Here is a 12,218-nt window from a genome sequence, read left to right on the forward strand (position 1 = left end):
GGCGAACGTGGCTTAACCTTGCAAATCGGCGCCGCGCGGACAATGGTGGCGCCATGACTGCCGCCTCCCCCAGCACACCTGCCGAGATCGCCGAACTGCTCGCCTTCTATGCCAGCGCCGGCGTCGACGACGCGCTGGAAGACGCGCCGGTCAACCGATTTGCCGAAGCGGCGGCGAAGTCGGCCGAACGCAGGCCTGCCGAGCGGGCGCCAGCCGCACCGCCTCGCGACGCAAGACCCGAGAGCCGCCCGGCATCCGGGCAGGTCCCGGAGCGGCCCCAGGCGTCCGTGCCGGCAACGCCATCATCCGGTCTCGACGCGCGCAATATTCCGGACGCTCCAGCGCGCATACCGGCCGCCACCGTCCCCGACGAGGCGCAGGCGCTGCTTGCCCGGCAACTGGCCGCAAGCGCCTCGACGCTCGAGGAACTGCGCCAGCACATGGCTGCCTTCGACGGCTGCAATCTCAAATTCACGGCCAAGAACCTGGTCTTCGCCGACGGCAATCCGAACGCCGACCTGATGCTGGTCGGCGAAGCGCCGGGCAGAGACGAGGATCTTGAAGGCCTGCCCTTTGTCGGCCGCTCCGGCCGGCTGCTCGACCGCATGCTCGCCGCGATCGGCCTCGACCGCAACTCGGCCTATATCGCCAACGTCATTCCGTGGCGGCCGCCGGGCAACCGCACGCCGACGCCGCACGAGACCGAAATCTGCCGGCCCTTCATCGAAAGGCAGATCGAACTGGTCAATCCCAAGGTGCTGATCAATCTCGGCGGCCCGTCAGCCAAGACGCTGCTCAACACGACCGAGGGCATCCTGCGCCTGCGTGGCAATTGGCGTGTGCACACGACCGCTTCCGGGGTTGCCATCCCGGCGATGCCGACGCTGCACCCGGCCTATCTGCTCAGGACGCCGGCGCACAAGAAACTGGCGTGGCGGGATTTTCTCGAGGTCAAGGCGAAGTTGAGGGGGTTGGCGTGAGCACTTTTTCCTTCTCCCCTTGTGGGAGAAGGTGCCCGAAGGGCGGATGAGGGGTGCTCCAGGGAATGCCAGCGTCTCAGTCCGCTGGAACACCCCTCATCCGTCTCGGCGCTGCGCGCCGATCCACCTTCTCCCACAAGGGGAGAAGGTGGGGCTATGACCTCAAAGGTAATTGAACTGCGTCCCTCGCCGCCCTACTCCTCTCCCATGACCACATCCGAACCTTCCGCCGGCAGCCTGATCCGCGAATGGCGCATGCGGCGGCGCATGAGCCAGCTCGACCTCGCCATGGAGGCCGATATCTCGCAGCGGCATCTCTCCTTCGTCGAAAGCGGCCGGGCCCAGCCGTCGCGCGACATGGTTCTGCATCTGGCCGAGCAGCTGTCGATTCCACTGCGCCAACGCAATCAACTGTTGCTTGCCGCCGGCTTCGCGCCGAGCTTCAGCGAAAAGCCGCTGACCGATGCGACGCTGGCGCCGGCGCTTGCCGCCGTCGAGACCGTGCTCAAGGGCCACGAGCCCTTTCCGGCACTGGCGGTGGACCGGCACTGGAACCTTATTTCCGCCAATGGCGCGATCGCCCCGTTCCTTGCCGATATTTCCGAGCCGTCCCTGCTTACGCCGCCGGTCAACGTGCTGAGGCTCAGCCTGCACCCGGACGGCGTGGCACCGCGCATCGTCAATCTGGCGGAGTGGCGCGCGCATCTGCTCGAGCGGCTCAAGCACCAGAACGACGCCACCGGCGACCCGGTGCTGATTGAGCTGGAGCGAGAGTTGCGCGCCTATCCGTCGGGCCTGAGAAGCAGCCGGCCCGCACCCGTCGAGCCGAGCGGCATCGTCCATCCGCTCAAGCTCGCGCATGGCGACGCCGTGCTGTCCTTCATCAGCACGATCACCGTCTTCGGCACGCCGCTCGACGTCACGCTGTCGGAGCTGGCGATCGAATCCTTCTTCCCTGCGGATGAGCAGACCCGGGCGGTGCTGGTGCGGCTGGCGAAGGAGCGGGGTGCGGACTAAACCGGCAATGCTGGCGGGACAGCACCCCCTCTGTCCTGCCGGACATCTCCCCCGCAAGGGGGGAGATCAGCTGTCGCGGCCGCTTTCGCCAATCATCAACATGGCGGGTAGTGCGCCGCCGAGGGAACTGCCAATCTCCCCCCTTGCAGGGGAGATGGCCGGCAGGCCAGAGGGGGGTGTGAAGGAACTCGGCCTTTGAAGCTACTCTTTGAAACAGTTCACCCCTGCGGCGGCGTGACCGTCCTGGTGCGCGTGCGCTCCAGGCCGAGCTGCCGCTCGCGCCATATGATGAAGATGCCGGCGGCGACCACGATCACGCCGCCGATCAGCGTGTTGAGCGAGGTGACGTCGCCGAAGGCGAAATAGCCGACGACGACGCCGAGGATCATCGAGGTGTATTCGAACGGCGCCACGACCGAGGCTTCGGCGTGGCGGTAGGCCGCCGTCATCAAGATCTGGCCGAGCCCGCCGCAGAAGCCCGCGAAGACGAGGAGTGCGGCCTGCATCGGCGTCAGGGCCTGCCAGCCGAAGGGCAGCGTGAAGAGCGACAACACCGAAGCCGTCGAGGAGAACCACAGCACGATCGTCGCCGTCTTCTCCGTCTGCACGAGATTGCGCACCAGAAGCATGGCGACCGCCGAAATCGCGGCGGCGATCAGCGCGGCGATGACGCCCAGCAGCTCCTGGTCGTCGAGGCCTTCACCGGAATTGAGCAGCGTCAGCTCGGGCCAGGAGATGATCAGCACGCCGGCAAGACCGACCGCAACCGCGCTCCAGCGGTAGACGCGGATCGTCTCGCCCAGGAAGACAGAGGAGAACACCACGACCAGCAGCGGCTGGGCGTAGTTTAGCGTGATGGCCTCCGGCAGCGGCAGCCTGGTCAGCGCGAAGAAGCCGAGCCCCATGGCACCGACGCCGACGACGCCACGCGCGATGTGGTTGAACGGCCGCCTGGTCGTGAACGCGGTGGCGAGCTCACCCTTGAAGGCCAGGAAAGCGACGATCGGGAAGATGGCGAAGAAGGAGCGGAAGAAGACGATCTGTCCGGCGGGCACGTCGCCGGCCGCCTTGATGCAGGTCTGCATGCCAACGAAGACCGTCACCGAGACGATCTTCAGCGTAATGCCGCGCAGCGTGTTGTGGCCGACGGCATGATCGACGGTCATCTTGCCTCGTATTGATGGTCGGGAAACGAAGCCGCGAAATAGGCCAAGAGCAATTCCAGGAAAAGTGTGTAACGGTTTTCCGTCCGGAATTGCGAAACACAAGCTATGCCGCAGTTTTGTCGAGTGGCCGTTTCGTGTAAAGAGCGCGCACCCTCAAAATTCTTGGACCAGCCAGGCCGGCTGGCCGCCTCGACAGGAAAAGCTCAAGGAATGCGCACAGATACCGGCCATGTCTTCAAGCTCGAAGATTATCGCCCCTGCGACTATCTCATCCCGAGGACCAGCCTCGACTTTCGCCTGTCGCCGGACGCGACCCATGTGACCGCGCTGCTCACCATCGAGCGACGCGAGGGCGTCGCCGCCTCGGCGCCGCTGGTGCTCGACGGCGACGGGCTGACACTGCTCGGCGTCGCCATCGATGGGCACGCGCTCGCAGCCGGCGACTATGAGGCGACGCCGGACCGGCTGACGATTCTGAAGCCGCCGGCGGCTCAGCGTTTCGAGCTCCGCCTGGAGACGGAGATCGCGCCTTCGCGCAACGAGGCGCTTATGGGCTTGTACCGCTCCAGCAACGTCTATTGCACGCAATGCGAGGCCGAAGGCTTTCGCCGCATCACCTATTTTCTCGACCGTCCCGATATCCTGTCGGTCTACACTGTGCGCATCGAAGCGCCGCACAACGAGGCGCCGCTTTTGCTTTCAAACGGCAATCCCGTCGAACGCGGCGCGCTCGCCGGCGGACGCCATTATGCGGTCTGGCACGACCCCTTCCCCAAACCCTCCTACCTTTTTGCACTGGTGGCGGGCGCGCTCGGCAAGGTGGCTGGCAGCTTCACCACCATGTCCGGCCGCGAGGTCGAGCTCGGCATCTATGTCGAGCCCGGCAAGGAACGGCTTGCCGGCTACGCGATGGACGCGCTGAAACGCTCGATGAAATGGGACGAGGAAGCCTTCGGCCGCGAATACGACCTCGACGTCTTCAACATCGTCGCCGTCTCCGACTTCAACATGGGCGCCATGGAGAACAAGGGCCTCAACGTCTTCAACGACAAATATGTGCTGGCCGACGAGGAGACCGCGACGGATGCCGACTTCGCCAATATCGAGGCGATCATCGCGCACGAATATTTCCACAATTGGACCGGCAACAGAATCACTTGCCGAGACTGGTTCCAGCTCTGCCTGAAGGAAGGGCTGACGGTTTACCGCGACCACGAATTCTCCGCCGACCAGCGCTCGCGGGCGGTGAAGCGCATCGCCGAGGTGCGCACGCTGCGCGCGCACCAGTTCCCGGAAGACCAGGGGCCGCTCGCGCATCCGGTCAGGCCGCGCCGCTACCGCGAGATCAACAACTTCTACACGGCGACCGTCTACGAGAAGGGCTCGGAAGTGGTGCGCATGATCCGCACCATCCTCGGCGCGGAGACCTTCCGTGCCGGCATGGACCTCTATTTCGAGCGGCATGACGGCGAGGCGGCGACCATCGAGGATTTCCTCAAAGTGTTCGAGGACGTCTCCGGCAGAGACCTTGGGCAATTCGCGCTCTGGTACCACCAGGCCGGCACCCCGAACCTGACGGTGAGTTCCACGCACAATGCGGCGGCGAAGGAGTTCACCCTGGAGATCGAGCAGTCGGTGCCGCCGACGCCGTCGGAAAGCCGCAAGCGGCTGATGCATATCCCCTTGGCCTTCGGCCTGGTCGGCGCCAATGGCAAGCCCGTCACCTGGACGGCCGTCGAAGGCGCAACGGTGGATGACGGTGTCATCCATATCCGCAAGCGCCGGCACACGATACGCTTCTCGGGTATTTCGCAACGGCCTTCGGTGTCGCTCAACCGCGGCTTCTCGGCGCCGATCACGCTTTCCGTGCAGCAGAAGGCCGACGACCAGTTCTTCCTTGCGGCGCATGACAGCGATGCCTTCGCGCGCTGGCAGGCGTTCAATACGCTGCTGACCGACGCGCTGATCGTCGCCTTCCGCCAGATCCTCGGCGGCAGGGAGCCGGCCTTCGCGGCACGGCTCGCCGAGCTTGCCGGCAGGATCGCCGGCGACGAGGCGCTGGAGCCGGCCTACCGGGCACTGGCGCTGTCGCTGCCCGGCGAAGCCGATATCGCCCGCGACATCGGCAAGGGCATCGATCCAGACGCCGTCTTCGCCGCGCGCGAGGCGCTGGCGCGGGCGATTGCCGAGGCAAACGGCGAGACCTTCGCGGCGCTCCATGACCGGCTTGCCGACAACGGGCCGTTCAGTCCGGACGCGGCGAGCGCCGGACGCCGGGCCCTGCGTAACACCCTGCTCGACTATCTTTCGCTGCTGCCGGCCGGCGCGGGCCTCGCCGCGCGGCACTTCACCGCCGCCACCAATATGACCGACCGCGCCGCGGCGCTCGCCGTGCTGGCGCATCGCCATTCAGGCACGGCCGAGGCCGAAGAAGCGCTGGCCGCTTTCGAGGTCGGCTATCGCGGCGACGCGCTGGTGCTCGACAAATGGTTCCAGATCCAGGCCGGCGTGCCCGGCGCGAAGACTGTCGAGAAGGTGCGCGAGCTGATGCGACATCCGGCTTTCTCGATCGCCAACCCCAACCGGGTGCGTTCGTTGATCGGCACCTTCTCCAGCGCCAACCAGACCGGCTTCCACCGCCCCGACGGCGAAGGTTACCGTTTCTTCGCCGAGACGGTGCTGGAAGTGGAGAGGCGCAACCCGCAAGTGGCGGCGCGACTGGCTACGGCGCTACGCTCCTGGCGCTCGCTGGAGCCTGGACGTCAGGCCAAGGCCAGACAAGCGCTGCTCGACATGGCGAAGGTTGAGAACCTGTCGGCGGATCTGCGCGATATCGTCGAGCGGACGCTGGCGTGATTAGCAATCTCCCCCCTCGTGGGGGAGATCAGAGTTGCGGCGAATTTCAATCAACTTTTAATCTTTTTCGCCCGCGCCTCTGGACAAGGCGAATCGGCTTTGATTCTTTAATGGCGATTCGGGGCGTGCGGCGTAGCCGGATCATCCAAGTATGCGGCAAATCGGGGAGTGCCATTTATGGCCAAGGCGGACGCGTGGGGCGCGCCCGGAGGGAAGGCTTTTGCGCGTCGCAAGGCAAGGAGCGACGGACTTGCCGGCAATGCGCGCCTGATCGCCGAACCCACCTATCAGCGGCTCCTGGCCGCCGAGCCGCTGCTGCGCCGGTCGATCCCGGCGCTGATCGTCGTTTTCCTCATCGTCATCGCGGCATTGCGCTTCCTGTCGCTGATGAACGAGCATGACGAGATCGAGCGCGACGCCAAGGCAGTGCTGGCGCTCGCCGCCGGCCAGATGGCGCAGGCGATCACCGCGGACCCCAGCGCGGCCGGCGTCAATGCCACAAGCCTCCTGGAGAACATCAGCCGCCAGGGCGCCATGAGCCGCGCCCATGTGCTCGCCGTCACCGACGCCAACTTCAAGGTCATTGCCGTTTCGCCGTTGTCGACGGGCTGGCAGGGCCGCACGCTCGACAGCCTCGTACTGGGCGGCCAGCCGCTGTTCATGTTCGGCGACCGCGCCGGCGTGATGGATGTCAGCACCGGCGGACAGGATTGGTTTGCCGCTGTCAGCCTCAGCGGCGACCGCAAACACGCGGCCGCAGTGCTGGTGCCGAAGGAAGCGGTGTTCGACAGCTGGCGCAAGTCTATGTCGCTCAACGTCACGCTGTTCGTGCTGACGGCGGGCGTGCTGATCGTCATCCTCTACGCCTATTTCGGCCAGGCGGCGCGCGCCCAGGCGGCGGACCGCATCTATCTCGAAGCGCATCAGCGCATCGACATGGCGCTGGTGCGCGGCCGCTGTGGGTTGTGGGACTGGGATATGGTGCGCGGCAAGATGTACTGGTCGCGCTCGATGTACGACATGCTGGGCTATGAGCCCTGCGACACGATGCTCTCCTTCGGCGAGGTCGACGAGATCGTCCACCCGGAAGACGGCGACCTGTTCGAGCTCGCCAACCGCATCATCGAACGCGAGATTGACCATATCGACCAGGTCTTTCGCATGCGCCACGCCGACGGACAATGGGTATGGATGCGAGCCCGCGCCCAGGTGATCGACCCGGAGGCGCCGGAGATCCAGCTGATCGGCATCGCCGTCGACGTCACCGAGCAGCGGCATCTGGCGCTGCGTTCGGAAGCGGCCGACATGCGGCTCAGGACAGCGATCGAGAACATCAACGAATCCTTCGTTCTGTGGGATGCCGCCGAAAGGCTGATCATGTGCAATTCGAAGTTCCAGAAGGACAATGGGCTGTCGGATCGCGACGTGGTGCCGGGCGCGACGCGCGATATGCTGGAGCAGCGCATGCTGGCCTTCGCCTCGGAGCGCAGGTTGGCCAATGCCAACGGGCCGCATGGCGGCATCACACTCGAGCGCCAGCTCGCCGACGGCCGCTGGCTGCAGGTCAACGAGCTCAGGACCCGCGACGGCGGTGTCGTCTCGGTCGGCTCCGACATCACCCAGATAAAGCTGCATCAGGAAAAGCTGGTCGACAGCGAGCGCCGGCTGATGGCGACGATCCACGATCTCAGCCTCGCGCGGCGCGCCGAGGAGGAACGCGCCAGCGAACTGGTCGAGCTCAACCGCAAATACATGAAGGAAACCGAGCGCGCCGAGGCGGCCAATCGCGCCAAGTCCGAATTCCTCGCCAACATGTCGCATGAATTGCGCACGCCGCTCAACGCCATCATCGGCTTCTCCGAATTGATGCAGCAGGGCCTGTTCGGACCGCTCGGCTCGGAGCGCTATGAGGAATACGCGACCGACATCAACGGCAGCGGCAAATACCTGCTCGGCGTCATCAACGACATCCTCGATATGTCGAAGATCGAGGCCGGCCAATTCTCACTCGACCACGAGGAGATCGACCTCTGCCCGCTGATCAAGGAAACGGTGCGGGTGATCTCGCTGCAGGCAGCGGAGAAGTCGATCAATGTCGAGACGCGCATCGCCGATACGATGCGGCTCTATGCCGACCGCCGCGCGATCAAGCAGATCGCCATCAACCTGCTCTCCAACGCGGTGAAGTTCACCGGACAGGGCGGCAAGATCACGGTCAGGGCGCGCAACACGTCGGGCGCCCTGCTGCTCACCATCGAGGACAATGGCTGCGGCATTCCCAAGCAGGCGCTGAGCAAGCTCGGCCGGCCGTTCGAGCAGGTGCAGAACCAGTTTTCCAAGAACCACACCGGCTCAGGCCTCGGGCTCGCCATCTCGCGCTCGCTGGCCGAATTGCAGGGCGGCGCGCTGAAGATCCGTTCGACCGAGGGTGTCGGCACTATCGTGTCGGTACGCATTCCGCTGAAGAAGGCGCCGTCCGCGGTGAAGGCGGCGGCTTAGAGCGTTTCACCGTTTCATGAAAACGGCGAACCGCTCTAGCTCTTTGTTTTTACGCAATTCCGAACGGAAAACCGCACACACTCTTCCTGGAATTGCTCTAGTTTGGAATGCGGAATTTCCAAAGGCTCCGGCGGACAGCGCCCCCCTCCGTCCTGTTGGACATCTCACTTCCGGCTTGCCCCGGGCCGGTCAGGGCGGCAGTCGGTCAACCCAACGGACTGTCGGGTCGCTAAACTGGACCGGTAAGGTTTAAACATTTGCTGCTGTAGATGCGGGACTTGCATCGGCGCCTTTCGACGCCCGTCTATAGATCAAGCTGACAACCAGACCGATATATCCGACCTGCAGAATGATCATGGCCAGGATTGCCCATCCAAGCACCGCCCAGACAGAACCAGTTTCGTTGTAAGCCCAGATCGCCACGATGAATGACGTCGTGAACATGCCTACCAAAAATTTCGGAAGATCCATAATTGCCCAGCGCCCCAATGCATGGCGATTTAGGCGGCTTTCAAATCAGCCGTTAAGAACCCGCCGCTCCATTTGCGAAGCGGCGGGGCCCCCCATCGTCGGGGTGATGGTTGACCCCGGCATTGCTGACAGTGCAATTGCGGTGCCAGACCTATTGACCCATTACGGGACACACCTCTGCCAACGGCGCAAGACCGGATCGCCGATTAATATTAACTGTGGCTAATGTGCCACCTGGGGAATCTCATGGCAACGATGCGGTTGATGGCGACGCTCCCGCACGAAGCAGACGGTCGAAATCTCTCCTGACCTTCCGCGACGTCTCCTTGAGATGTGCCTCCAGCACAGCGAAATCCGGCAGGTCGGTGACCGCCAGCAACAGATCCGAAAGCCCCGGCGGAACATCGTCGCGCTGGAACTCGCCGGTGAGGCAAAGCCTGATCATCTGGGTCAGCGCCAGATAGAGCCGATAGGCCTCGCCAAGCTCTTCACGCATATCGGCTGCGGCGAAGTCCGGAGAAAGCCGGGCCAGAATGTCGGCAGTCGCCGTGACCCGGCGGCCAGGTTCGATCGCGCCGGTAATGACCGCGACCTGCGCGATGAATTCCAGGTCGATGAGCCCGCCCGGGATCAGCTTGATGTCCCAGAGATCGCGCGGCGCCTTCTCCTTCTCGATCAGCGCACGCATGTCCGAGGCCTCGGCTTTGACCTTGGCCGCGTCGCGCGGCTGCGCCAGTACCGCCGCCACTTCCGTCTCGAGCTCGGCGCAGAGCTCGGCATCGCCGCCGACGGCGCGGGCCCGTGCCAGCGCCATGTGTTCCCAGGTCCAGGCGTCCTGGCGCTGATATTTCTTGAACGCGTCGATATGGGTGGCGACCGGCCCCTTGTTGCCTGATGGACGCAGGCGCAGATCCAGCTCGTAGAGCACACCTTCGGCCGTCGGCGCCGAGACGGCCGCGATCAGGCGCTGCGTCATGCGGGTATAGTAATGCGAAGGCGCCAGCGGCTTCTCGCCGTCGGAGTCCTCGGCGTCGTTGTCGTGATCATAGAGCAGGATGAGATCGACATCCGAACCCGCCGTGAGCTCGCGGCTGCCCAGCTTGCCCATGCCGAGCAGCGCCACCCTGCCGCCCGAGATGCTGCCGTGGCGCAGCGCGAATTCGGCGATCACGGCGTCGAGCGCCGCTTCGATGGTGAGATCGGCGAGATCCGAGAAGGCGCGCCCCGCCCGCGCCGGATCGATAGAGCCGGCAAGCAGGCGAACGCCGATCAGGAATTTCTGCTCGGAAGCGAAGATGCGCAGCCGGTCGAGCACATCCTCATAGGCGCGGTCGCCTTCGATAAAGGCGGCAAGCCGGGCCGAGAGATAGGCGCGATCCGGCAGTTCGGTGAGCAATGCCGGATCGAGCAGTCCGTCGAAGACATGCGGACGACGCGTGATGATCGCCGCCAGCCGAGGCGCGGCGCCCATGATGGTCGCCATCAGCTTGAGCAGCGCCGGGTTCGACTGCAGCAGCGAGAAAAGCTGGATACCGGCGGGCAGGCCGGCGAGGAACTCGTCGAAGCGCATCAGCGCCTCGTCGGCGCGCCGCGTCTGGCCGAAGGCTTTGAGCAGCGCCGGCGTCAATTCGGTCAGCCGCTCGCGCGCCTCGGCCGACTGGGTGACGCGGTAGCGGCCGAAATGCCAGCCGCGGATGACACGGCAGATGTCACTCGGCCGCTGGAAGCCCAGGCGATCGAGCGTCTGCAGCGTGTCGGGATCGTCGACATCGCCGGTGAAGACCAGATTGCCGACGCCGGCCGAAAGCTCGGGTGCGGTTTCGAACAACGCCGCATAATGGCGCTCCACCTGCTGCAGCGAGGCGCGGAAGGCCTGTGTGAATTCCGCCTCGCCGGCAAAGCCCAGCATCAGCGCGATGCGCTTCAGCTCCTCGTCTTCTTCCGGCAGGATATGCGTCTGCTCGTCCGCCACCATCTGGATGGCATGCTCGACGCGGCGCAGGAACCAGTATTGTCGCGTGAGCGCGTCGCGTGCGTCGGCGGTGATCCAGCCGCGCGCGGCGAGCGCTGCGAGCATCGGCACGGTTTCGCGGCCGCGCAGCTCCGGGAAGCGGCCGCCGGCAATGAGTTGCTGGGTCTGGACGAAGAACTCGATCTCGCGGATGCCGCCGCGGCCGAGCTTGACGTTATGGCCCTTCACCGCGATCTCGCCATGGCCCTTGTGGGCATGGATCTGGCGCTTGATCGAATGGACGTCGGCGATCGCCGCATAGTCCATGTATTTGCGCCAGACATAGGGCTGCAATTCCTTGAGGAAGGCCGCGCCCGCGGCAAGGTCGCCGGCAACCGGCCGCGCCTTGATCATGGCCGCCCGCTCCCAGTTCTGGCCGCGCGCCTCGTAATAGCGAAGTGCGGCCTCGACGGGAATCGCCAGCGGCGTCGAGCCGGGATCAGGGCGGAGCCTCAGATCGGTGCGGAACACATAGCCGTGCTCGGTGCGGTCCTGCAGGATGCGCACGAGCCGGCGGGTGAGGCGTGAGAACAGCTCGGTGGCGCCGAGCGGATCGATGACGGCCGGCGCCTCCGGATCGAAGAAGACGACGAGATCGATGTCGGAGGAAAAATTCAGCTCATGCGCGCCGAGCTTGCCCATGCCGAGCAGGATCCAGCCCGAATTCTCCGCCGGTTCCAACCGATCCGGCAGCTTGAGCTTGCCTTGCCGTTGCGCGTCGAGCAGCAGGAAATCGACAGCGGCTTTTGTGCAGGCATCCGCGAGATCGCTGAGACGGCGCACCGTCACCGAGGTCTCCGCCTCGCCCGAAAGGTCGGCCAGCGCGATCAGGAAATGCGCTTCGGTCTTCCATTGTCGCAACGCCATCATCAGGCTCGATTCCGAGGCGTCATCCACCCTGGCCGCGCCGCCTATCGCTTCGCCGACGGCGCCGAGCCGCGCTTCGATCGTCCGGTCGAACAGCGTGTCGAGAACGGATGGCCGGCGGCGCGCGACATCGCGCAGGAAGGGCGAGAGGTCGAAGACGGCCGCCAGCAGCTCCTGCAGCGGCCCCTCGCCCGCCAGGAACGCGGCGAGGCGCGAAAGCCCCTCTTCCTCGGCGGTATCGGCGATTTCCGACAATTCACGCCGGGCATGCTTCGCATCAAGGGGGCGGAGCGCCACTGTCGGGCTAAGCCGGAACTCGGATTCGATTTTCTTCTTCGCCATTTGTCCGCG

6 protein-coding genes are annotated in these 12,218 nt (G+C 65.0%); 4 read left to right on the forward strand and 2 right to left on the reverse strand.

What is annotated here, in order from left to right; genetic code table 11:
- Nucleotides 1-53 precede the first annotated feature (53 nt).
- The gene (locus LB525_RS07615; protein ID WP_224544157.1) at nt 54-980 is read left to right on the forward strand and encodes a uracil-DNA glycosylase family protein; all 927 of its coding nucleotides are present in this window, start codon (nt 54-56) and stop codon (nt 978-980) included.
- 207 nt (nt 981-1,187) lie between these two features.
- Nucleotides 1,188-1,997: a helix-turn-helix domain-containing protein gene (locus LB525_RS07620; protein ID WP_224544183.1), complete on the forward strand. Its 810-nt coding sequence runs from the start codon at nt 1,188-1,190 to the stop codon at nt 1,995-1,997.
- A gap of 218 nt (nt 1,998-2,215) precedes the next feature.
- Here LB525_RS07620 and LB525_RS07625 read toward each other — a convergent pair whose 3' ends face one another.
- Complete coding sequence (locus LB525_RS07625; RefSeq protein ID WP_224544158.1) at nt 2,216-3,163, reverse strand: DMT family transporter; 948 nt, start codon at nt 3,161-3,163, stop codon at nt 2,216-2,218.
- A 210-nt stretch (nt 3,164-3,373) separates the two neighbouring features.
- Here LB525_RS07625 and pepN point away from each other — a divergent pair, with 210 nt between their 5' ends.
- Together pepN and LB525_RS07635 are read left to right on the forward strand one after the other, a co-directional pair.
- Nucleotides 3,374-6,019 carry an aminopeptidase N gene (gene pepN, locus LB525_RS07630; protein WP_224544159.1) on the forward strand — a complete coding sequence of 882 codons (2,646 nt, stop codon included), beginning with the start codon at nt 3,374-3,376 and terminating at the stop codon, nt 6,017-6,019.
- Between the two features lie 177 nt (nt 6,020-6,196).
- Nucleotides 6,197-8,518, forward strand: a complete 2,322-nt coding sequence (locus tag LB525_RS07635; RefSeq protein ID WP_224544160.1) for a PAS domain-containing sensor histidine kinase — start codon at nt 6,197-6,199, stop codon at nt 8,516-8,518.
- A 715-nt stretch (nt 8,519-9,233) separates the two neighbouring features.
- On the opposite strand, the gene LB525_RS07640 is transcribed toward LB525_RS07635, so the two are convergent.
- On the reverse strand, nt 9,234-12,209 hold the full coding sequence (locus LB525_RS07640) for a bifunctional [glutamine synthetase] adenylyltransferase/[glutamine synthetase]-adenylyl-L-tyrosine phosphorylase (RefSeq protein WP_224544161.1): 2,976 nt from the start codon (nt 12,207-12,209) through the stop codon (nt 9,234-9,236).
- Between the last annotated feature and the right edge of the window lie 9 nt (nt 12,210-12,218).

This window comes from Mesorhizobium sp. CA16 (assembly GCF_020165175.1).
Classification (GTDB): domain Bacteria; phylum Pseudomonadota; class Alphaproteobacteria; order Rhizobiales; family Rhizobiaceae; genus Mesorhizobium.